This is a genomic window from Demequina sp., assembly GCF_047975725.1.
In the GTDB taxonomy this organism is placed as follows: Bacteria; Actinomycetota; Actinomycetes; order Actinomycetales; family Demequinaceae; genus Demequina.
In genome coordinates this window covers 70,854-93,004 of sequence record NZ_JBKEED010000020.1, presented here as the reverse complement: position 1 = coordinate 93,004, position 22,151 = coordinate 70,854, and the positions used below count along the sequence as shown (strand labels likewise).

At 69.2% G+C, this 22,151-nt stretch carries 20 protein-coding genes and 1 tRNA gene; 9 read left to right on the top strand and 12 right to left on the bottom strand.

All coding sequences use genetic code 11. The annotated features are described in order from the left end of the window. Positions 1–92: 92 nt before the first annotated feature. Complete coding sequence (locus ACK5NO_RS06705) at positions 93–2,342, top strand: glycoside hydrolase domain-containing protein (RefSeq protein ID WP_416811888.1); 2,250 nt, start codon at positions 93–95, stop codon at positions 2,340–2,342. Then, a complete protein-coding gene (locus tag ACK5NO_RS06700) occupies positions 2,339–3,625 on the top strand; it encodes a glycosyltransferase (protein WP_416811887.1) in 1,287 nt (428 codons plus the stop codon). The genes ACK5NO_RS06705 and ACK5NO_RS06700 overlap by 4 nt, the downstream gene beginning before the upstream one ends. Before the next feature lie 63 nt (positions 3,626–3,688). Here the strand turns inward: ACK5NO_RS06700 and ACK5NO_RS06695 are convergent, their stop codons facing one another. The 3 genes from ACK5NO_RS06695 to glp are packed head-to-tail and all read right to left on the bottom strand — an operon-like array spanning position 3,689 to position 6,544. Continuing rightward, a complete protein-coding gene (locus ACK5NO_RS06695; protein WP_416811886.1) occupies positions 3,689–4,684 on the bottom strand; it encodes a hypothetical protein in 996 nt (331 codons plus the stop codon). Positions 4,685–4,737: 53 nt separating this feature from the next. Beyond that, the gene (locus ACK5NO_RS06690; protein WP_416811885.1) at positions 4,738–5,325 is read right to left on the bottom strand and encodes a GNAT family N-acetyltransferase; all 588 of its coding nucleotides are present in this window, start codon (positions 5,323–5,325) and stop codon (positions 4,738–4,740) included. Continuing rightward, positions 5,318–6,544 carry a gephyrin-like molybdotransferase Glp gene (gene glp / locus ACK5NO_RS06685; protein WP_416811884.1) on the bottom strand — a complete coding sequence of 409 codons (1,227 nt, stop codon included), beginning with the start codon at positions 6,542–6,544 and terminating at the stop codon, positions 5,318–5,320. The genes ACK5NO_RS06690 and glp overlap by 8 nt, the downstream gene beginning before the upstream one ends. A gap of 99 nt (positions 6,545–6,643) precedes the next feature. Here glp and ACK5NO_RS06680 point away from each other — a divergent pair, with 99 nt between their 5' ends. Further along, positions 6,644–7,270: a 5-formyltetrahydrofolate cyclo-ligase gene (locus ACK5NO_RS06680; RefSeq protein ID WP_416811883.1), complete on the top strand. Its 627-nt coding sequence runs from the start codon at positions 6,644–6,646 to the stop codon at positions 7,268–7,270. A gap of 10 nt (positions 7,271–7,280) precedes the next feature. Then, positions 7,281–7,481: an FmdB family zinc ribbon protein gene (locus ACK5NO_RS06675; protein ID WP_416811882.1), complete on the top strand. Its 201-nt coding sequence runs from the start codon at positions 7,281–7,283 to the stop codon at positions 7,479–7,481. A 45-nt stretch (positions 7,482–7,526) separates the two neighbouring features. Here the strand turns inward: ACK5NO_RS06675 and ACK5NO_RS06670 are convergent, their stop codons facing one another. From ACK5NO_RS06670 to manA, 7 genes are all read right to left on the bottom strand, one after another. Then, entirely contained in the window at positions 7,527–11,537 is a 4,011-nt protein-coding gene (locus ACK5NO_RS06670) for a hypothetical protein (protein ID WP_416811881.1), read from the bottom strand. A 180-nt stretch (positions 11,538–11,717) separates the two neighbouring features. Further along, positions 11,718–11,790, bottom strand: a tRNA-Arg gene (locus tag ACK5NO_RS06665). A 39-nt stretch (positions 11,791–11,829) separates the two neighbouring features. After that, on the bottom strand, positions 11,830–12,813 hold the full coding sequence (locus ACK5NO_RS06660) for an aldo/keto reductase (RefSeq protein ID WP_416811880.1): 984 nt from the start codon (positions 12,811–12,813) through the stop codon (positions 11,830–11,832). 128 nt (positions 12,814–12,941) lie between these two features. After that, on the bottom strand, positions 12,942–13,673 hold the full coding sequence (locus ACK5NO_RS06655; RefSeq protein WP_416811879.1) for a C40 family peptidase: 732 nt from the start codon (positions 13,671–13,673) through the stop codon (positions 12,942–12,944). A gap of 123 nt (positions 13,674–13,796) precedes the next feature. Then, the gene (locus ACK5NO_RS06650) at positions 13,797–14,513 is read right to left on the bottom strand and encodes a metal-dependent transcriptional regulator (RefSeq protein ID WP_416811878.1); all 717 of its coding nucleotides are present in this window, start codon (positions 14,511–14,513) and stop codon (positions 13,797–13,799) included. Next, a complete protein-coding gene (locus ACK5NO_RS06645) occupies positions 14,510–15,844 on the bottom strand; it encodes a UDP-glucose dehydrogenase family protein (protein WP_416811877.1) in 1,335 nt (444 codons plus the stop codon). The genes ACK5NO_RS06650 and ACK5NO_RS06645 overlap by 4 nt, the downstream gene beginning before the upstream one ends. 43 nt (positions 15,845–15,887) lie before the next feature. Continuing rightward, positions 15,888–17,021 carry a mannose-6-phosphate isomerase, class I gene (manA, locus tag ACK5NO_RS06640; protein ID WP_416811876.1) on the bottom strand — a complete coding sequence of 378 codons (1,134 nt, stop codon included), beginning with the start codon at positions 17,019–17,021 and terminating at the stop codon, positions 15,888–15,890. A gap of 40 nt (positions 17,022–17,061) precedes the next feature. Here manA and serC point away from each other — a divergent pair, with 40 nt between their 5' ends. Next, positions 17,062–18,186 carry a phosphoserine transaminase gene (serC, locus tag ACK5NO_RS06635; protein ID WP_416811875.1) on the top strand — a complete coding sequence of 375 codons (1,125 nt, stop codon included), beginning with the start codon at positions 17,062–17,064 and terminating at the stop codon, positions 18,184–18,186. Further along, on the top strand, positions 18,183–19,040 hold the full coding sequence (locus ACK5NO_RS06630) for a CAP domain-containing protein (protein ID WP_416811874.1): 858 nt from the start codon (positions 18,183–18,185) through the stop codon (positions 19,038–19,040). Before serC ends, ACK5NO_RS06630 begins: the two co-directional genes overlap by 4 nt. Positions 19,041–19,131: 91 nt before the next feature. On the opposite strand, the gene ACK5NO_RS06625 is transcribed toward ACK5NO_RS06630, so the two are convergent. Then, positions 19,132–20,028: a DUF3027 domain-containing protein gene (locus tag ACK5NO_RS06625; RefSeq protein WP_416811873.1), complete on the bottom strand. Its 897-nt coding sequence runs from the start codon at positions 20,026–20,028 to the stop codon at positions 19,132–19,134. A gap of 6 nt (positions 20,029–20,034) precedes the next feature. Further along, positions 20,035–20,418 (bottom strand): cold-shock protein, encoded by a 384-nt coding sequence (locus tag ACK5NO_RS06620; protein ID WP_416811872.1) that lies wholly within the window; start codon positions 20,416–20,418, stop codon positions 20,035–20,037. A gap of 175 nt (positions 20,419–20,593) precedes the next feature. On the opposite strand from ACK5NO_RS06620, the gene ACK5NO_RS06615 reads away from it, so the two are divergent. From ACK5NO_RS06615 to ACK5NO_RS06605, 3 genes are all read left to right on the top strand, one after another. After that, a complete protein-coding gene (locus ACK5NO_RS06615; protein ID WP_416811871.1) occupies positions 20,594–21,307 on the top strand; it encodes a hypothetical protein in 714 nt (237 codons plus the stop codon). A 92-nt stretch (positions 21,308–21,399) separates the two neighbouring features. Next, positions 21,400–21,693 (top strand): WXG100 family type VII secretion target, encoded by a 294-nt coding sequence (locus tag ACK5NO_RS06610; protein WP_416811870.1) that lies wholly within the window; start codon positions 21,400–21,402, stop codon positions 21,691–21,693. A gap of 103 nt (positions 21,694–21,796) precedes the next feature. Then, positions 21,797–22,108, top strand: a complete 312-nt coding sequence (locus tag ACK5NO_RS06605) for a DUF4031 domain-containing protein (RefSeq protein WP_416811869.1) — start codon at positions 21,797–21,799, stop codon at positions 22,106–22,108. Positions 22,109–22,151: the final 43 nt, after the last annotated feature.

Here is a 22,151-nt window from a genome sequence, read left to right as displayed (position 1 = left end):
GTCCGGCAATGCCTGTGCAAAGCCCGCACCGTACCGTCGAGTCATGACCGCGCGGGCCGCCGGCCCGCCAGCGACGGGGACGGAGGGCGGCCATGCTCGAGCACGTCGACCCCTTTATTGGCACCGGACAGACCGACCTGCCTGCCCCAAGCGGGCTGGCCGCGACGTGGTGGTGGCCCAAGCCCCAGGTGGGCAACACCCACCCGGGCGCGACCTATCCGCTAGGGATGGTGAGCGCGTGCGCCTACTCGGGTGGGTATCCCACGGGCTACGGCCCCTACGAGTTGTCCACCGAGGGACTACCGCCGCGCCTGCATGACGGCGACCACGCCTCCGGCTTCACCCACTTTCAACAGTCGGGCACGGGCGCGATCCGCAAGTACTACAACTACTTTCGCGTCACGCCCATGCTCGAGCCGCTCGACGTGCTGGGCCGCACGTGGGACCTCACCGCCGAACAGGCCAGCCCCGGCTACTACCGCGCCACGCTCGACAGCGGCGTGCACGCCGAACTCACGGTAGGCCCCAAGTCGGCCGTCCACCGCTACACCTTCCCCGAGCACTCGGACGCGCGCGTGGTGGTCGATTTCTCGACGGGCGGCCTGGCCATCCCCTACGGCGCCACCGTGCCGCTGCGGGCACACCTCGAGTCGATCGCCCCCGGCATCGCGCAAGGGCAGATCGTGGTCGAGGGCGCGCCGCTGGCCGTGCACCTCGAATGCGACGTCGAAGGCTGGCGCCAGATGCTCTGGTACGACCGTCGCCTGATGCCCGGCGGCACGCGGCTCGACCTGGACCACATCCGCGCCACGACGCTGCGCCCGTTTGGGCTCATGTGGGCCGGCCCGTCGCTCGCCGGACAGACCGTCGAGTTGCGCATCGGCTTCTCGCTGCGCGGAGTCGAGCAGGCACGGGCAAACCTGCGCGCCGACTGCGGTGAGCACTCCCCCACCTTCGAGCACCGCCGCGCCTCGACCGAGGAGCAGTGGCGCGAGCGGCTCGACGCCATCCGGGTCGAAACCGACGACCCGGAGCGCCGCCAGGTGTTCGCCACGGCGCTCTATCACTCGCTCATCAAGCCGTCCTTCGCGGCGGACGAGAGCCCCTTCTGGCCCGCCAAGGGCCCCTGGGTATTCGACGTGTCGACCATGTGGGACATCTACCGCACCCAGTTGCCGCTGCTCACTGCGCTCTTGCCCCACAGTGCCGTCGAACTCGCCAACGCCCTGCTGACCGTCTGCGAAGAGGAAGGCAACCTGCCCATCGGCTATCGGATGGCGCGCGGCTCCGACCGGTTTGGACGCCAAGGCAGCGCGCTCGCCCACACCCTGCTCGCCGACATCTGCCACCTGGGCCTGCCCGGCATGGACTGGGACTGGGCGCTCGTGCACCTCGCCACGGACCTGCGCCGCACCTACGGCGAGGACTTCCTGCTGCGCGGCCACGCCCATCCCATCAGCCACACCCTCGACCTCGCCTTTGGCTACTGGTGCACGCGCCACGTGGCGGCGCTCGTGGGGGACGGTGCGCTGGCCGCCGAGTTCGACGACCTCGCCACCCGCTGGGTCAACGCCTACGACCCCGAGACCGGCCTACTCAAGGACTCCACCTTCTACGAGGGCTCACGCCACAACTACTCCTTCCGGCTGCAGCACGACATGGCCGCGCGCATCGCTCTCGCGGGCGGCGACAACAGGTTTGTCGCGATGCTCGACGAGTTCTTTGGCTACGGAGCCGATGCGGTGGTTCAGCCTGGGCTCCGCCCCTCGGCCGATGAGATGCTCGCCGGCTACGCACTGGGGCGCTTCGAGGGGCTCAACAACGAGCCCGACATGGAGGCCCCGTGGGCCTACCTGTACGCGGGCCGGCCCGACCGCACCGCGGAGGTGGTGCACGCCGTGGTCAACCAGCAGTTCGGGACGGGCCGCGGGGGCCTGCCCGGCAACGACGACTCCGGTGGACTGTCGAGCTGGTACGTGTGGGCGAGTCTGGGACTGTTCCCCGTGGCGGGCCAAGGGATCTTCCTGATCCACCCGCCGTCGTTCCGCTACGCGAGTGTGCCGATGGCGCGCGGCACGCTCACCATCGACACCTCGGGGTTCGTCGAGCCCACGCCTGATGGGGCCGTGCAGTACGTCCAGGCGGTCAGCTTCAACGGGGCCGCCGTGGACGGTGCGTGGCTTCCTGCCACCACGCTGCACGACGGCGGGCGGCTGCACATCACGCTGGGGCCCCAGCCGAGCGACTGGGCAAGGTCGCATCGGCCCCCGTCGTACGGACCCGGCCAGCCACCCGGCCACCCACTCGGCCACCCACCCGGCCCCGCGGAGGCGACGCCATGAGCACTCGACCCTGCCGCAGGCTCATCATCGTGGTGCGCGCCGATCCGGTCATCTGTGGGCACTCTGGGGAGGCACGCAACCTCGCCGAGTCGGCCCTCACCCGCGGCTTTGACGACGTGCGCATCCTCACGTGGCCGCTCGACCGGCTCCAGGAGACCGGACTGCCGCTCAAGCCGCTCGACACGGTGCTGCCCTATAGCCCTGGCATCACCGTCGAGCGCCCCGCGCCCGTGGGCGGCTACAAAATTCCCGACGGGCGCTTCACCGCTGGGCTGGTCGGCAGGCTCGTCGAACTGTTCACCGACGGTGTGCCGACCGTGTGCCTGTCGCTGTACCTGTCGCCACACACGCTCGCCGTCGCAGAGGCGGTGCGCGTGGCGCGCGCGACCGGGCTGCCCATGGACGTCACGACGGTGGCCGAGGCGGTGGGCTCCGACGTCACCTCAGTGGTACGCGCGTGCGTCGAGGACGACCGGTTCGGAGCCGCGGCGCACGTACTGGCCTCGTACCTCGACCATGACGTATGTGTGGCCGTGTCGGAGTACACCAAAGACGTGATCGTCGCAGCGGCAGAACAGATCGACGCTCGCCACGGCACCGCGTTTGCTGCGCAGTGCAGGCGCCGCGTCGACATCTCCTACCCAGCCATCGACACGGCCGCGTACCTGAACCTCGACCCGGCGACCACCGCATCGGCCCTGTCCCGGCGAGGGCTCACGCGCGACGGCTACGTGCTGTTCCTGTCGCGGCTGAGCCTGTCCAAGGGCGTCGCGGATCTGATCGACGGCTTCGCGGCCTCCATGGCGGGGCACTCGATGCGCTTGGTGATTGCCGGCCGCGGCCCCGACGCGGACTACCTGCGCGAGTATGCGCGATCGTCGATGGCCGCCGACCGCATCGTGTTTCTCGACGACGTGGGCGACGAGGAAAAGCCGCACCTCATGTCCGCGTGCGCCGCCTACGCCCTGCCGTCCAAGCCCGGCGACGAGTTCACCGAGACCTTTGGCATCGCCCCCGTCGAACAGATGCTCGCTGGCGGCGGGCCCGTCATCACCTGCGCGACCGGCGGCATCCCCGAGGCCGTGGGCGACACCGCGCTCATGGTCCCCGTGTCCAGCCCGAGCGCGATCGCGGGGGCTATCGACACGGCTGTGCTCGGCATGTCCGATGCGGCACGCACCGCCCATCGCTCACGCGCCCGGGCGCATGCCATGCAGTTCGACCGGACACCGGTGTTTGACCGGCTGTTCGAGAAGGTCGCGGTGGCCGCGCGCACGCGTTGAGGGCCGGACCGGTGTGACTTCCTGACTGACGATCGCGAGAACGCCAGTCGCGAACGCACCGGTTCAGGCAGAGGCGCGGCGGCGGCGAGCGAGGATCGCGTCGAGGGCAGCCGTGGTGGGCGCGGCCTCGTCGAGCTCGTACTTGGCGGTCGAACGCTCGGGAGCGTCGTCGGCGCGCAAGTCGCCCCACCGAGCGGCGCGGGCCTTGGAGGCGTCGTAGTCCTCGTCAGAGATGGGGCGGGCCTCACGCTGACGCACGGTCGGCTTGAGCGTGTAGGCCGGCGCAGGGACGTTGGCAGGCGTCCAGGGGATGCTCACCTCGGGCTCGGCCTCGGGGGCGAGGGGGGCCGGCTGGACCGCTGGAGCCTGCAGCGGGGCCAGGTCCTCCGCAGTGACAATGCGGATGGCCTGGGTCGCGACATCGGACGGCTCCGCATCGTGACCAGCGGCACGCTCGCGAGACACCACCCGCAGGGCCTGAGTCGCGGTCGCGGCGGCCTCAACCTCGCGGGAGACCGCAACCATCTGGGAGTCGGCGCCGCGCTGCGCAGCAGCGGCACGCGAGCTCGAGGCGACCACGCCCACCAGCACCGACGTGGCCAGCGCACCCACCACAGCGGAGGCACTGGCAAAGATCACGAGCGACCACGCGACAACGGTGACGGCCGCGGCGACCAACGCGACGAGCGCGCGGCGGCGGGCCTGCGCGGCGCGCACCGCACCGATACGGGCCTGGTCGCGACGCATGGCGTACTGCTCACGCTGGGCGTGGACGGCAGCCCTATCCAACGGCGTGGCGGGACGAGACATCTGCTCGACCCGCGCATCGGCCCTCAGGGCGCCGGTGCGCAGCAGCGGCACCTCGCCCGAGTCGGTCGACGGGCGGGCGACCACTCGCTCGACACGGTCCGCAGAGGACTTCACCACGCGCATGTCGGACGAGTAGCGGTCGTCGACGCGCACGAGCGCGTACTCGCCCCGTTCCCGCACGCGCTGAGGCAGGACGTAGGCGATCACGAGTCCTAGCGCGATGATCGCGAGCAGTCCTACTGGGGGCATGGCAACGACGGTACGACCCGCCAGGCCGTCAGCGGCGCAGGGCGCGCGGCGTGTCAGGAGCCGTCAGACCAATATCGGCCGATTCGGGGCTCACCTTGAGTCAGGGCAAACACCAGGTGGTCGCGCCATGCCCCGTCAATGAAGAGATACGACGGGCGCAGCCCCTCCTCGCGAAAGCCAAGTTTGCGCGCCACGCGCAGGCTCGCATCGTTCTCCGGGCGCACCGCAATCTCGAGTCGGTGGATGCCCCGCGAGAAGGCGAACTCGCTCGCGAGCGCCACGGCCCGGGGGACGATTCCGCGACCGGCGTGGGACTGCGCGACCCAATAGCCGATGGATGCGCCGCACTCCGCGCCCCACCGGATGCCCGCAACGCTCACGCGTCCCACGAGCGCACCCTCGTACAACACCGCAAATGGGTAGGCGCTCTCCTCGCGCCACTGGCGGCGCTCGCGCCTGACCAGCTGCGGATACGTCACCGGGGCCTCACCCCTGCCCGGCGGAGCAGACGCCTCCCACGGCGCCAACCAGGCACGATGCCGGCGCCGCACCGCCATCCACTCGGTCTCGTCGCGACGCGCGAGGCACCGCAAGGTGATCTCGCCGGCAGTCAGCTCGACCGGACGCACGCGCTCAGCCACCCCACACGGTGCAGCGCACCTCATCGCCCGCGTGGACAATCCGCGGTTCAGGGCCGCTCCACACCACAGCGTCCGCCCCCGAAAGGTCCGCAAGCGACAGGTCCTCGGAGCCGAGCGGCGTCACCGCGAGCGCGCCCGACTCGTCACGGTCAACGATGACGGGCATGCCCGTGACCACTCCCGGCTGGGCGATCCACCGCTTGCGGGCACGGGCCTTGAACGGTGTGCGCTCGACGTTGGGGTGCCCGCACAGCACGCGCACCGCCCGGCGCACGTAGGCCTCGAAACCCATCGCCGCCGCCGCGGGCGATCCTGGCAGCGCGATCACCGGCACCTGACGTTCGCCGACGGTGATCATGCCCAGCCCGTGCCTGCGACCGGGCCGCAACTGTAGGTCGACCACCTCGAACTCGCCCAGGCGCGACAGCACCTCAGCCACGGTGTCCTGGGGTCCGTCCGACAGCCCGCCGGTGGTGATGATCATGTCCGCCCGCACCAGCTGGTCCTCGAGCGCGTCGCGCAACCGCAGGGCATCGTCGGGAACGGCGCCCACCCGGTAAGGCTTGGCGCCAGCCTCCTGGGCCAGCGCGGCAATCATGTGCGTGGTGGCCTCTGGGACGCCTCCTCCGGTCCTCGTCGAGCCAGGTTCGATCAGCTCATCGCCCACCGCCATGACCACCACGCGCGGGACCGGCTGCACGCGCACCCGCACGCGACCGAGCGCGGCAGCAACGGCCACCTGACGCGGGCCCAGCCGGGTGCCCGCCGCGACCAACACCGTGCCAGAAGCCGCATCGAAGCCGGCCGGCCGCACGCCCTCGCCGGGCTGCACCGTACGGGTGATGCCCACCCGCGCCACGCCCCTGTCGGTGTCCGCCAAGGCCACCACCGCATCGGCCCCCCAGGGCACCGGAGCGCCGGACGGGATCCGCGCGGCGGCCCGGCGCACGTGGCGCCGCGGCGAACGCACGTCGAACGTGACGTCGTGAGACACGGCGAGCACGGCCGGACGGTCGGGGCCAGCATCGATAGTGTCCGAGGCGAGCACGGCGTAGCCGTCGCGCGCCGCGACCGGACCCGCAGGCATGGGAGCAGGGGCGATCAGGTCCTCGGCGAGCGTGGCTCCCACAGCATCCGCAAGCAGCACATCCAGCACCTGACCGGGCCTCAGCGCCTGGGCCACGGCATCACGATGGGCGGCCAGGCTGCGTTCAGTCATGGCGCCATTGTCCATGTGTGCAGCAAGACCAGGCAAGCAAGCGACAGATGTCCGGCGAGGGATGCCCACCCGGGACCTCGGACTGACACAATGGAACACATGTCGACGCGCCCCCACGGCACCCGCGCACCGTCGCCCGAGGATGCCAAGGCCCAGTTGCGAGCATCAATCCGCAAAGCACGCCTGCACCGCTCCGAGCGACGTCGCGAGGAGTTGGCGCTGCTGCTGAGGGACTACGTCCTCGCAGTTCCCGAGGTTGACCAGGCACGATGCGTCTCCGTCTACGCCTCCCGCACCCACGAGCCGGGAACGTTGCCGCTCATCGAGGCGCTGCACGCACGGGGCGTGAAGGTCCTCATTCCCTGCCTGGGCGATGGACTCCAGCGCGGCTGGGGCACCTACATTGGCGCCGACGACCTCATCGAACGCGCCCCAGGCCGCCCGCCCGAGCCCTCCGGCGAGTTCCTTCCTGGCGACGCCATCCACAGCGCCGATGTGGTGGTCGTGCCCGCTCTCGCCGTCGACTCCCACGGCACTCGCCTGGGCCAAGGCGGCGGCTGGTACGACCGTGCGCTTGAGGGACTGAGCCCCACGGTCCCGGTGATCGCGTTGACCTACGCTGCCGAGTTCCGCGGGCCAGACGAGCTGCCCCTGCCAAGGGAGGCTCACGACCTCGGAGTGCACGCCGTCATCACGCCACAGGGGCTCACCTCGCTGACCGCGTAGAATAGTCGGCATGCCCACGTACGCTTACGCCTGCCGAGCCTGCGGTCACACCTTCGATGCCGTCCAGTCGATCCACGACGACGCCCTCGAGGCCTGCCCCTCGTGCTCCGGTTCCGTGCGCCGCGTGTTCGGCAACGTCGGCGTGACCTTCAAGGGGTCGGGCTTCTACCGCAACGACTCTCGCGCAGCCGCCAAGTCCTCGACGGACTGACACCGCTTCGACGGCGCAGGGCCCGGCTTAGCCGGCCCCGCTCGTTTACCAGTGCGGCGGGCGCTCGCGCTTGATCTCGTCGTCCCTGCTACTGCCGCCGCGTTCGCCCCAGCCCTCATCCATGTCGTCGCGCGAACGCGTGGGGATCAGCGGGCGGTCGGCGCCTCGTGACGTGACGGGCAAGGTCGGTGGCACCGGGGCTGGCTGATCGTCAGTTGCCTCGTGGGTGGTTTCCACCGCGTCTTCGTGATCCTCAGTTGCCTCGTTGGTGGGGGTGGCTGGGGTGGCGGCGTCGTCGAGGCCGTCCAGGTCCAGCATGCCCGGCACCTCGATCGGTGCCTCGGGCTCGGGCTCGGGCTCGGGCTCGGGGGCCGATGCGGCGGCTGGCTCGGGCTCGGGCTCGAGTTCTGGCTCGCTGTCCTGAAACTCCGCCGCGATCTCGATCTCAAGTGATTCCTGCACCTGTTCGGGCTGGGAGTCCTCGATGGCGGCGATCACCTGCTCGGCGGCCGCGTCGGGGTCCATGAAGACGTCGAGGGTCCACAGCGGCACGACCGTCCAGCCGAGCGCCTCGAGGGAAGCACGCTGCCAACGCATGCGGTCGCGCAACGATGCGGACCCGGCGGGAGCGGCCTCATCGGTGACGACCGCCACCGTGTAGCCACGGTCGCGGGGACCGCCCACGGCCATGGGCACGGCATCCGGTCCGTTGCCGTACCGCACGTGCACGCCGTAGCCCTTGAGCCGCAGACGCTGCGCGACGTCGGCGAGCAGCCAGTCGCTCGGTGCGGGCTCGGGACGCTCGAGTGCGATCGCACGGTCCTGGGCCGCGACCAGCAGGTCGCGCAGGTCATCGACACCCGATCCCTCGGGGGACTCCACGGGCAGCTGGTCCACCGCGAGCGCCGTGAACACGGTCAGCCGTTCCCTCGTGGCGACGAGCGCCTGCACCAGTGCCTCCCGGCCCCACGACTCGCTCAGCGGACCCAGCGCGGAGGGAGCTGCTCCGTGCTCGTCGCAGGCGTAGCCGAGAGACAGCACCACCTCGTCGACAACGGAGCCCGCGACATCTCCCAGCACGGCGACTGGCACGCTTGCGGCGAGACGCGGCGAGCGCTCCTGCAGCCCGTCACGCAAGCGCGCAGCGTGGAGGGCAGAACCCGCCACGACCACGACCGAGCGGCGCGGCAACGACCCGTGCGCGTGTTCGATGTAGTCGACGACCGCGCCGACCTCGGCAGGCGTGGACTCCACCTGGTGCTGCCCCGCCACCGGCGCGCCGACGGCCTCGATGGTTCGCACCTCAAGCGCGCCAGCGCCACCCGCGGCGGGCAGTGCTTCAAGACTGCGCCCGTAGGCGGCCCGGCTCAGCGTCGCGGTCACGCGCACATCCCGCGGCTGCGGGGTCGCGTGCATGGTCACGCGCGGCAACATGGCCGCAAGCGCGGCCACTGCTGACCGGGTCGCGGCGTGCGCGTCGCCCAGCACGACCACCTGCTTGGCGCGCGCGAGGGTGGGCACCAGTTCCGCAAGCGCGAGTGACTCACTCGCCACCACGACGGCAAGATCGAGCGCGCGCGTGGGAGGTGCCAGGCGCGAGACCTGCTCCGCCTTCGCAATCACGACGGGACGTAGCGCCGTCGTGAGTGCTCCAAAGTCGCGCCACAGTTCCTTCACGGACGCCTCGCGCCCTTCGACGAGCGCGGCGAACAGGTCGCGCGCTACGTCGGGATACCGCGCAATGGTGCTACGGCGCCGCTCGGCGGCCGCTCTCATCAGGGGGCCGATGCGCGAGCCCGCAAACGATGCATCGGCGCCTCGGAACGCCTCGACAGCCACTCCCAGCTCGCCGTATTCGGTGAGCGTCGGATCGGACGTCACGATCGCGTCGAAAGCGGCGGCCCACCACGCAAACTCGAGGTCGCGGCGGATCTGCTGCTCGGAGGCGTCGCGGCGGCGCAAGTCGTCGACCAAGTCGCCCAGTCCTGCCGTCACCACGTCCAGTTCGAGTGGCTCGACGACTGCGCTCTCGATGGTGCCCGGCAATCCCTGCGCAAGGCGGTCGAGTTGGGAGATCATCTCGTCCCACGGCAAGGCCGCGATCTCTTCTTCGCCTGCGGCGGCCTCGGCACTCACGCGCAAGGTCTCCCACAGCCGCACGGCCTCGCTCGCGCGCTCGGAGAAGATGTCGTAGTCGTCTGGCACCGTAGGCCAGCCGCCCGCCGAACAGTGCGACCTCCACCGCAGGGCGAGCTCATGCGCGCGCACCAGGTCGGCGTGGAGCGACTCCTTGCCTCGGCCGGGGCGCAATAGTTCGATCGCGCGACGGAGAAGCGCGCGTCGCTCACGGCGAGGGATGTCCACGTAGCGGGCGGAGCTGCGCGGAGCGGTGGCGGCGACGAGGTCGTGCAGCGAGCGGTGGAACACTGCGGGCGAGAAGATCTCAAGGATCTCGCGCAGGTCCTCGAACATCCGCACCTGGTCAATCCACACCAGCATCGATTCGGCCTCGTCGACACCCGTCTCATGGGCCGCGATCGCGGCCTCGGCCCGAAGCTTGGGGACCACGCGACCCAACAACGTCGTGAGAGCCTCGTCGAGGTGGGCTCCCTGCTCGGCCTCGACGGTGGCCTGCCACCACGGCTCGAGCGTCTCTCCGCCGACCTCGGGCTGCGGCGCGGGAGCCACCTGCTCCGGCGCCTCGGGAGAATCGGGCGCGATGGCGACCCGGATCGCGGCGCTGACCGAGGCGAACCCGTGCTCGGCGACTACGGCGCCCGCCTGGGGGCTCAGACGCAGCGTGGTCTCAGGGCTGGGCTCGGACGTGGTCAGGCGCACGATGGCCTGGACCGCCTCGAAGGCGCTCACGCCCCAGGGCCGGTGCGAGCGGTGCAGCGCGTCGAAGCGGCGGTGTAGTTCCGCGCGGGCACGCAGCAAGGTCTCACCGGCGACTCGCAGCGACGCGTCGTCGACCTGTGGCGTGCCCATGGTGATGGACTCCAGCAAGCGCGCGCGTGCATGGGAGTTCCACGACGCCTCAGTGGCGTCAATGACGAGGTCCCCCGCACCCACCGCGCGCAACCGTTCCGCGATCGCCACCAGGGTGCGTTCTGCGCCACCGACCACGCCCACCGTACGTCCCGACGCCGCACCGTCTGCCGCGAGCGCTGCCGCCATGCCCACCGCATCGGCGCCAGGAGGGGCCTGGAGGAACACTTCACGGCCAGTCGCGATGAGGTCAAGCACCGCGAACTGGACGTCATCCAGATCGCCGATCCCGCGCTCGGCGAAGGGGTCGCGGTCACCACGCGGGAAGGCCGGCAGGGGTTCGCCGAGTTGGGCGAGCGCGTCGTGGTCGCCTGCGGCCGCCGCCAAGATGGTCGACCCTGCGATCACGGGGTCGCAGTCGTCCAGGTCGTCGAGCAGGCGTTGCTCGGGGTCGTCGAAGGCGCCCAGCAGCAGCCGGTCGCGCACCTCGAGTTCCGGCCCGAGCAGGTCGGTCAATCCTCGAACGGCCTCCCACAGCGGGCGCGGATCAAAGTCAGCGCCCGTCGATACCTGCGGCAGCGACAACTCGCGGCCCGCCGCCACCGCGCGCTCCCTCAGCAAGGACTGCAGCACCGGATTGAGCGAGGCGTCGTCGCGAAGCGTGACCTGCACATCGTCGGTGCGGAAGCGCTCGAGCCCGATGGGTCGCATGAGTAGAGGCATCTCGACGGGCCGGCCGTCGTCGTGCCAGGCGACCGTGCCGATGACCATGGCTGCCGTCCAGGCCCCGGTGGCGGCCCGGACCTGCTCGGCCTCATCGAGCATGAGCCGAGCGCGGTGCAGTCCCGCCTCGCGCCCCTGGGGATCACGCAAGATCGACGACACCGCGGAGGGCCGGCCGGCGAACAACTGTGCGAGCCCGGAGGGGTGTCCAGCACGAATGTCGATCAGGCGCGCGCTTGCCGCGGCGAGGTCCCGTAGAGGGGAAATGGTGGAGCGGTCGTGCAGCTGCTCTCGCCACTCACGCAAGGCGTCGGCGACCAGCGCGCGCCCAATGTAATCCACCACTCCCCTACGTTATCTGGCGAGCGCTGAGACCGGTCACCACCACGCCGCTGACAAGCGCGCGCCAGGCCCGGAAAGCAAGACAGTGCGCGCCGACTTGTACAGCCGACACGCACCGTTGGAGGGATTGTGGACCCCCATGCGCCTCGCCGTCAAACCGGCGGGCAACAGCGGGCTCCGCAGTGCGCCTGGACAGATTCGAACTGTCGACACCCGCTTTAGGAGAGCGGTGCTCTATCCCCTGAGCTACAGGCGCCAGGGCACATAAAAGCGTACCCGTAGTGACCGCAGCGGGTCACCACCGCGCGTGGACGTACTCCCTCACGCGGTTGTTGTAGATCTGAGCGAGCGCGGCCAGCGTCTCCTCATCAATCGACGGCAGATCTGCCGCGGCGGCATTCGCACGCGCTTGGCCGGGACGCGACGCACCGGGGATGATCGTCGCCGCGCCTGTCTGCGCGATCCACGCGAGCGCAAGCTGCGCAGTGGTCCACCCCTCAGGAGTCAGGGCCGCCACCTCGCGCGCCGCGGCCACCCCTACGTCATAGGGCACGCCCGAGAACGTCTCGCCCACGTCGAACGCCTCGCCGTGGCGGTTGAAGTGGCGGTGGTCGCCCTCGCCAAAGGTGGTGGCCTCGTCGTACCGCCCCGTCAGCAGGCCCGACGCCAGCGGCACCCGCGCAATGATGCCAGCACCCACCTCGTCGGCGGCGGCGATCACCTGTTCGAGCGGCTTGCGCCTGAACACGTTGAGAATGATCTGCACCGTCGCCACGTCGGGATCGCGCAAAGCCGCAAGCGCCTCGGCACAGGTCTCGACCGATACCCCCACGTGCGCGACCCGGCCCTCGTCACGCAAGGTGCGCAGATCGTCATAGGTGCGCGGGTCCTCGAGCACCGCCGTCGGAGGGCAGTGCAACTGCACCAGATCCAAGGTGTCGACGCCCAGGTTCTCGCGCGAGCGATCCGTCCAGCGGCGAAAATTGTCGAGCGTGTACTGGTCGGCTTCATGCGGCTGCGCGCGCCGACCCATCTTGGTCGCCACGGTCAGGCCATCGCGGCCCCTGGCCTCCACAAACTCGCGCACCGCTCGTTCGGAACGACCATCACCGTAAACGTCTGCGGTATCGAAGAAGGTGACCCCCGCATCGGCGGCGGCGTGAAGGATCTCCTGGGCCGTGTCGTCAGCCACCTCGGACCAGTCGGCTCCCAACTGCCAGCACCCTTGGCCGATCAGCGAAACCTCGCGGCCCAGCCGCGGCACCATCGTCGTACGCATGTTCTCACCATAGGCGCTCGGCTCGTCACCGCGTCACTCCTGGGCCGGGCCGATGCACGGGTCGGGAAACGCCGCAGCCGCCGCCCCGGGCTGGGGGACGGCGGCTGCGGTAAGTCGCGTACGGGCGCTTAGCCCGTGACGCGCACGTATGTGGGGTTCGACTGCCAGATCGCGCGGAACTGGATGGTCTTACCAGGCACCGGAGCGTCGATCTGCAGGTTGGGACCCGCGTAGATCGCCACGTGGCCAGGGCTCACGATGATGTCGCCAGGCTGCGGTGAGGACACTCGCGTGCCGACGTTGTAGTACGCGCCGGACGAGCGCGGCAGCGAAATGCCGAACTGGCCGAAGACATAGCTCACGAATCCGGAGCAGTCGAAGCCAGCGGGGGTCGAGCCGCCGCGCTTGTAAGGCACGCCCACATACTTGGCGGCCTCAGCGACAATGGCCGACCCGGAGATCGCGGCCTTCACATTTGCCGACTGTGCCACGGGTCGCGCGTTCGAGCTCGTGCTGGACGACGAGTTCGACGAGGTGGTCGAGCGCGTCACGACAGGTGCCGGCGGCGGGTCCTCCTTGACGTTGATCGTCGGCGACGAGAACTCGAGGTCTGCATCCTCAGAGGCGGTCACGGCGGAGGTGACGGCGGCCAGATCAGTCGCAGCAGCAGCGTCGGACTCAGAAGCATCACCGGGAATAGTGGTGAGCGCCAACGTGTTGGGATCGATAGTGCCGTCAGTGGTCAGGTCTTGTGAGACGAGCGCTGCTGCTGCGGCTCCCGTCAGCGGCACTACGACGAGTGCTGCGCCGGCCGTAGCCGCCACTGCACGCGTCTTGGCGCGCATGTATCCGTACTTCAATGCCACGTTCCTTCCGCACAGCCATCCGGTGCGTCGATGTTGCCGGGATCTCTCTTTCCTTGCGGCTCTGACACGGTGTCAGCGCCCTCCAAGAGGTCCCCGAGGTGGTCTTCCTCAGCCCTACTAGCGGACCACGTTACCATTTCGTGATGATTCGCCAAGTCGAGATTCCACAAACACGTGGCGGGCGGCCTCTCGCGAGAGCGTGAGCTCGCCCCGCTCGGTCGCCAGCGAGACGGCCTCGCCTACCGCGACAATCTCTAGCATCGCCCCTGGTACAAGACCGATCTCGACGGCGGCCTCGAGGAAACCCTGAGCCGCCTGGGGGTTCTCCCCGATACGTATCAGGGTGGCATTCCTCACACCAGAATCTGCGGCAGATTCGAGTGAGGAACCCGTGTTCGGGGCCGAGACGGCGTCGAATCCGAGTTCCTCGAGCGCAGGGATGGGGTTGCCATACGGCGACACCGTGGGCTCATGGAGAAGCTCGAGCAAGCGGCGCTCGACCCTCTCGCTCATCACGTGCTCCCAGCGGCATGCCTCATCGTGGACGTAGGGCAGTTCGAGCCCGATGACGTCGAGCAGGAGCCGCTCGGCAAGCCTGTGCTTGCGCATCACCCGCACGGCCGTCGCCTCGCCCTCGTTGGTGAGTTCGAGCCTGCGCTCGGGCGTGAGCCGCACCAGCCCGTCACGCTCCATACGCGCGATCGTCTGCGACACCGTTGGCCCCGAATGCCCCAACTGCTCGGCGATGCGGGCCCTCATCGGCACCACGCCGTCTTCAATGAGCTCGTAAATGGTCCGCAGATACATCTCGGTGGTGTCGATGAGATCGGTCATGACGACAAGCGCCCCATTCCTCGGTAGCTCCAGCCCGCATCGATCCACGCCTGGGCAGGAAGGCAGTTGCGTCCGTCGATCACGCGCTTGTGCGTCACAGCAGCACCCGTCGCCACCGGGTCGAGATCGCGGAACTCGCGCCACTCGGTTGCCACGATGACGAGGTCGGCATCCTGGACTGCCTGCGCCGGGGTGTCGGCAAAGTGGAGCGTGGGCCACACCGCGCGTGCGTTGTCCATGGCCTCGGGGTCGTGGACGCGCACCTCAGCGCCGCGCAAGTGCAATTGCCCGGCCACATCCAGCGCGGGCGAGTCGCGCACGTCGTCGCTGTTGGGCTTGAAGGCCGCTCCCAGGACGGCAATGCGCGCACCGCGGAGGGATCCGCCCACCTGACGCTCCGCGAGGTCAACCACGTGTTGACGGCGGCGCAGGTTGACGGTGTCCACCTCGCGCAAGAACGTCAGGGCCTGATCGACACCCAACTCCCCTGCGCGTGCCATGAACGCGCGAATGTCCTTGGGAAGGCAACCGCCGCCAAAGCCCAGGCCGGCGCCCAGGAACTTGCGGCCAATCCGCTCGTCGTGACCGATCGCGTCGGCAAGGTCGAGCACGTCCGCTCCGGTCGCGTCGCACACCTCGGCCACGGCGTTGATGAAGGAGATCTTGGTTGCGAGGAAGGCGTTGGCGGAGACCTTCACCAGTTCGGCCGTGGCGAGGTCCGTCACCACGAAGGGGGTCTCGCGCTCGAGCGCCTGAGCGTAGACGCGGCGGGTGACCTCCTCGATGCGGCCCGGATTCTTGGGGTCCACACCCAGCACCAGCCGGTCGGGACGCAGGGTGTCCTCGACGGCAAAGCCCTCTCGCAGGAACTCAGGGTTCCAGCCGAGCTGCGCCTCGTCTCCCACGGGCGCGAGTTCGCGCACCTTCTGTGCCAGACGCGCGGCGGTACCCACGGGAACCGTGGACTTGCCCAGGATGACCGCAGGGCGCGTGAGCATGGGCGCGAGCGTGTCGATCACGGCGTCGACGTACGTCATGTCGGCGCCATAGCCGTTCTTCACCTGCGGCGTACCCACGCCGATGAAGTGGATGTCGGCAAACTCGGCGGCCTCCGCCGCATCGGTCGTGAACCGCAGACGGCCGGACTCCACATGCTTGCGCAACAGTTCGGGAAGCCCCGGCTCGAAGAATGGCACCTCGCCACGGGACAGGCGCTCGATTTTCGCGGCGTCGACGTCGACACCGATCACTTCGTGTCCCAGTTCGGCCATCCCGGCCGCGTGAGTGGCACCCAAATACCCGGTGCCGAAAACGGAGAGTCGTTCGGTCATGCGCTTCAGCCTATCGGCTGGCACTGACGCGCCAGGCAGGACCTCAGGGGACCCGCGCGACCGCCGTGAGGCCCTGCGAACGCACCTCTACCGGGCCATCCGAGTAGGCCACGAAGGCCGCCTGTCCCCTGATCAAGTCGAGCGACCCCGACTCCGAGTGGATACTCGCCGCCCCCTCGACGGCGAGCACAATTCGCGGACCGGCAGGGATCGACGCCTCGCGTGTGACCACTGTCAACGCGAACTCCTCCGCGTCCGTGGTCAGGTGCACATGCCCGTCGCCCTCGGTGCGCTCGGGGCGGCCCGGGGCACAGGGCTCAGTGTGTGACAGTTCGAGCAGGAGCGGCACGTCGATGGTCTTGGGTGTCAGGCCCGCGCGCACCACGTTGTCGGAGTTGGCCATGATCTCGATGCCCACGCCCGACTGGTAGCTGTGCAGCACGCCAGCACCCGTATATATAGCCTCGCCCTTGGCGAGTTCGACGGCGTTGAGCCCCAGCGCGATGAGCGCACCCGAATCGCCGGGAAAACTCCTCAGCGCCGATGCGGCGACGGCCAACGAACTGCCGTGCGGTGCTGCGTCGCCCGCCTCCGCGAGAGCCGCGAGCGTGTGGTCGTCCGCAGCGCCCGCGATGGCCGCCGAGATGAAGTCGTGGAGGTCACCCCTGGCCAACGTTGCGCGCAGCACGTGTGCGCCAGGCGTTCCCAGCTGGCGCAAGTCGTCGGCGATGACGTCGAGGTCGCGTACCCCCGCCAGGATGGTCATGGGCGTGAGCGCCACCACCATCTCGGGCTTATGAAACGGGTCGAGGAACTGGTGCGGCAGCCCACCGGTGCCGCGCTGCTCCCGGGCAAAACCCTCGCGCGCTTGCTCAAGCGTGGGGTGAACCTGAATGGACAGCGGCTTGTGGATCGCGAGGATCTTCAGCAAGAAGGGAAGTCGCGCGCCCCACCGCGCCACCGCATCGGGCCCCAGACATCCTTCGGGGTCCGTGCCCACAAGCTCATCGAGTGGTGCCGGGCCAGAGTGGTTGTGCACTCGAGACGGCGAACTGTCGTGTGCGCCCCACCATGCCTCGGCCACGGGCTGCCCATTGTGACGAATGCCCAACAACTGCGGAATGTCGTGAGTGGTCCCCCACGCGTAATCACGCAGCACGGGAGTGAGGAAATGCATGGGGCCAGTGTGCCAGTCTCGCCGCCACTACAGTGAAGCCATGTCCGACCTCCTCACGATTCCCTCTGACTTGCTCCCGCGCGATGGTCGTTTTGGCTCGGGACCCTCGCGCGTGCGTGACGCGCAGCTCCAGGCCCTCGTTGCTGCGCAACCGGGCGTGCTGGGTACCTCGCACCGCCAGGCCCCCGTCAAGAACGTGGTGCGCTCGATCCGCGAGGGCTTGGCCGCGTTCTACTCACTGCCCGACGGGTATGAGGTGGTCCTCGGAAACGGCGGCTCCACGAGTTTTTGGGATGCGGCCGCCTTTTCACTGGTCGAATCCCGGGCGCAGCACTGCGCATTTGGAGAGTTCGGCGCGAAGTTCGCGTCCGTCACCGACAAGGCGCCTTTCCTCGAGCCGTCCGTGATCCTGACGGCCGAGCCCGGAACGGTCGCCACGCCGCAGCCGTACGACGGCGTCGACGTCTACGCCTGGCCCCACAACGAGACCTCGACGGGGGCCATGGCGCCCGTGACCCGGCCCGAGGGCATTGGCGACGCGCTCGTCGTCGTCGACGGCACGTCTGCCGCTGGCGGCCTCCACCTCGACCCGGCGCAGGTCGACGTCTACTACTTTGCCCCGCAAAAGAGCTTTGGCTCGGACGGCGGGCTGTGGTTCGCCATCGTGTCCCCTGCCGCGATCGCACGGATCGAGCGGATCGCGGCGTCGGGTCGATGGATCCCCCCCACGCTCGACCTCGCGACCGCGCTGGAAAATTCGCGTCTGGACCAGACCCTGAACACCCCTGCCGTCGCGACGCTGGTGATGATGGACGAGCAGGTCCGCTGGCTCAACGACAATGGTGGTTTGTCCTTCGCGACTGGTCGTACCAGCGAGTCCGCGCGCCGCATTTATCAGTGGGCCGACGGTGCTGAGCACGCTGAGACATTTGTCACAAGCCATTCAAACCGGTCGACCGTGGTCGCTACCGTCGACCTGCGCTCACCCCTGGATTCCGCCGCACTCCGGTCGCATCTCAAGGCAAACGGCGTGGTCGACATCGATCCGTACCGCAAGCTCGGACGCAATCAGATCAGGGTGGGCATGTTCCCCGCCGTGGATCCCGATGACGTCACGGCGCTCACGGTCTGCATCGACTGGCTTACGGAGAGATTGGTGCAATGACACAACAGCAGGAAGACCTCGAGACCCAGCGGCCCAAGCGGCGCGCCCTCGGAGCCTTCCTGCTTGGTCTCGTGCCACTCGCCGTGGCAGGGACGGCCGGCTTCGCCGCGTCGCGCCTTCCCGCTGACACAGAGACCGCACGCACCGAGCTCGAGCCGCTTGCCCTGACGGCGGCGGCCCCTGCCGTGGACCAGACGCCCGTCGCGGCCATCGTCGCCCCTGGATCTGCAACGGAGGTCGACCTGAGCGTCGGCGTCCCCAAGATCTCCGTCTCTTTCGAGCCCGAGCCCGAGCCCGAGCCCGTCGTCGCAGTTGCCGCCGCCTCCCAGGCCTCGAAGTCGAACGCCGCGGCCAAGCAGCAGACCGCGAAGAAGTCCGACAGCACTAAGAAGTCGTCGAGCAAGAAGAAGTCGAACTCCGGCTCCACGACTATGACTGCGGCGCAGTACTGCGCGAGCCCGTCGTCACCGGTGGCCGCTGGTGGCAGCGTCAAGGCGCTACTGGCCGCTGCGAACAAGGAACGCGCGCGCATCGGCGCGGCGCCTTTGACGTGGAACGGTTCCCTGGCGTCGGCCGCTGCGTCGTGGTCAAAGTCCATGGCGGGCAAGGACTCAGCTGGTGACGGCAAGCAACTCGCCCACAACCCGAACCGCCCGGGTGCCGAGAACGTCGCCTTCTCGAGTTCGACGGCAGGCATCTCCACGGGTACCGCGGTGGCGCGCGCCCACACCAACTGGATGTACTCACCCGGCCACTGTCAGAACATCATGAACCCCGCCTACAGCTCGATGGGTGCGGGCGTCGCGTCGACTGACAACGGCCAGGCCGTCTACACGACGGTCAACTTCCGCTAACCGCTCTCCTCACCCGTCAAATGGATCCATTTGGCGCAAGGTGAGGCGGTGTTTTCCGGTCAAATGGATCCATTTGACCGGAAGCGCGGCACTACTTGGCCTCGTCAGCCTCCGGTGAGGCGTCCTCGGAAGCCTCGGGCGCATCGGCCGTCTCCGGAAGGGCCGATGCGTCGGCAGGCACCTGCTCGCCCTCACCCTTGTCATCGACCTCCTGGGCAGGGGTCGGCTCTGCAGGTGCCACCGGTTCCGGCACCGCAAGGTCGAGCGCGACCATCGCATCGGAATCGAAGACGGGATTGTTGGCAGGCCACAGGGCCGTGGTGCGCTCCGGCGCTGCCTGAGACTGGCCGCCACAGGCGTGGTCAACAGGGACCACGGTGCCGTCGAAGGGACACCACTTGTTCGCGCACACGCCAAAGTGGAGGCGCAGGGCACCCGACAGGGGGATCACAAACTCGCCGACCGCGCCCTCCGGGCTTGAGGTGTCACGCGCGGTAGCGCCGGCCGCCTGCGCACGGGCGCTCCAGCGCTCCGCCGCCTCGTCGCGCCCCACGGGACCGAGCACGCGCTCGCGGCCCAGACCGAACTCCCAAATCGCGACAGCGTCCTCGTCCTCGTCGTGGGTGACGGTGTAACCGGGCTGCAGGCGCGGGTCCGGGTCGAACCTCGGCACCGGCATGCCGGGTTTGATGTCGCCAGGCTGGACGCGTTCCGCCCACGGCACCCACGGAGGGGACAGCAGCGCGCCGTCGGCGGCCACGAGATGAGCCTCACAGACGGCCGCTTCTTTGCCTCGCGGTGCACGCGAAAGCGTCACCGACCACACCCAGCCCCGGTATCCGGGCAGGGTGCACGCGAACCGGTGCGTGACCAGACGGTCGCCGTCCTTGTGCGCGGACAGGTGCTCGCCGACCGCTTCACGATCGTCGGCCACCTCGACGGCGACCTCGTAGGCGAGATCCGTGGCCTGCTTTAGCACTGCGTCCATGCGGGGTTAGGCCTCCAGTTGGTCGGCGACGGCGCGCAGCACCGCTGCGACCTTCTGCCCCTTCGCCTGGTCGGGGTAGCGGCCGCGGCGCAGCGACGTCGAGACTCCGTCAAGCATCTTGATGAGGTCCTCCACGATCACGGTCATCTCGTCGGGCTTCTTGCGCAGCCCCTGAGAGACGGTCTGGACCGGGTCGAGCACCTCGACGCCCATGGCGGAGGGGCCGCGACGGCCGTCGGCGATCGAGAAGTCCACGCGAGCACCGGGCTTGAGCGCCGTCATCCCTGCCGGCAACGCCGATGCGTGGAGGAACACCTCGTCGCCTTCGTCGCTGGCGATGAAGCCGAACCCCTTGTCAGAGTCGAACCACTTCACTTTGCCGGTGGGCACATCAACCTCGCGTGTATTTCTGGGCGCCGCGGATTCGGCACCGGGCCAGTCTACCGGTCAGGTGCGCGTGGACAGGCTGGTAAGTCACACACCTGCGAGCGGGTTTGGCTCTTTGCGTGCTCCGGTGCACACTGGCACTGTGGTCAGCAGGTCCCCGTCGAGCACTGAGGTGAACATGTCCCCGTCCACGGCCCCGGCCTGGCTGGTCCCCGCCTACTCTCGGGCGGCTGTCGGCGCTGGCGCGACCGCGTCCGGCGCCGCGATCGACGCAGCGGCGTCGCGCCTGATCGACCGGTGGACAGAGCAAGAGCGCCGGTATCACGACGTCTCGCACCTCGTGGACCTACTGCGCCGGGTTGATGAGCTTCATCAGGAGGCGCACAACGTCCACCTGGTGCGGCTGGCGGCCTGGTACCACGGCGCCATTTTCGACGCGGCCCACAGTGCCGCGTACGCCCATCGGGGCGGTGAGGACGAGGCCGCAAGCGCAGAGGTGGCGCGCACGGAACTGACGGCGCTGGGCATCCCTGCGACGGCCGTGGAGTCCGTGGCGGCCATGGTGGCGGGCCTTGCGCGCCACAGTGCTCCCGCGGACAACATTGACGCCGCTGTGCTATCTGACGCCGATCTCGCGATCCTCACGTCCGATCCCCAGCGTTACCGCACGTACCTAGAACGTGTGCGTGAGGAGTACGCGCACATTCCCACCGGTGACTACCTCACTGCCAGGCGCGCCATTGTCGAGCGCCTGCTCGCGCGTGACCGTCTCTACACGAGCCCGCTGGGCGCCGGGTGGGAACGACAGGCCCGCGAGAATCTCACCGCCGAGCGCGCGCGCATCGACCGCGAACTCGCCAAACTCGCGGAGTTATCCACAGATTCAGCGTGACCCCTGCCGGGTTCGGGTGACGGAACCTAGCGTCGAGAGCACGCGCCGACCGGCGCCTGCGGCTCGCCGCTCACCGTCTGAAAGGACCCGTCATGACCCGCTATCACGTCGATGCCGCCGAGGTCGCCTCGGCCTCGGGGCTCGCCGCCCGCTCGTCCGACACCATCCGCGCTGAGGTCGCGGCGATGCTCGGCCACCTCACCGCACTGCAGGGCACCTGGCAGGGTGGCGCCGCGACGGCCTTCGCTGGCGTGCTCGAGCAGTGGCGCGCCGCGCAGGCGCAGGTGGAGACCGCGCTGGACTCCATCACCGTCGCGCTCGGCCAGGCCGCCACCGAGTACCAGAACGCTGAGGACAGTGCCTCGCGACTGTTCAGCGTGCGCTAACCCAGCCCGCGCATCGGCCCTCCCTCCCCGTCAAATGGATCCATTTTCCTCGTGAAGGGTGGGGCCGATGCGCCGGTTGCCTGCCGCACGTAGGCTCGGCCGGGTGACGGTCTACATTGATCCGCCGCTGTGGCCGCGCCACGGCACCACCTGGAGCCATCTGGTGTCCGATGCGAGCCTCGATGAGCTTCACCGCGTAGCGCGGCAGGCCGGTATCCCCGCCCGCGCGTTCGACCTCGACCACTATGACGTGCCCGCCGAGCGCCGAGACGCGCTCATCGCACTGGGCGCGGTCCCCGTCAGCGCAGGTGAACTGATTCGGCGCTTGCGAGCGTCCGGGCTACGGGTGACGGCTGCCGAGCGCCGTCCTCACGCGACCCAAGCCCACCCTCACGATGAAAATGGATCCATTTGACGGTGGAGTGGGCAGACGCACGAAGGCCCCCGGGAGTGCTCCC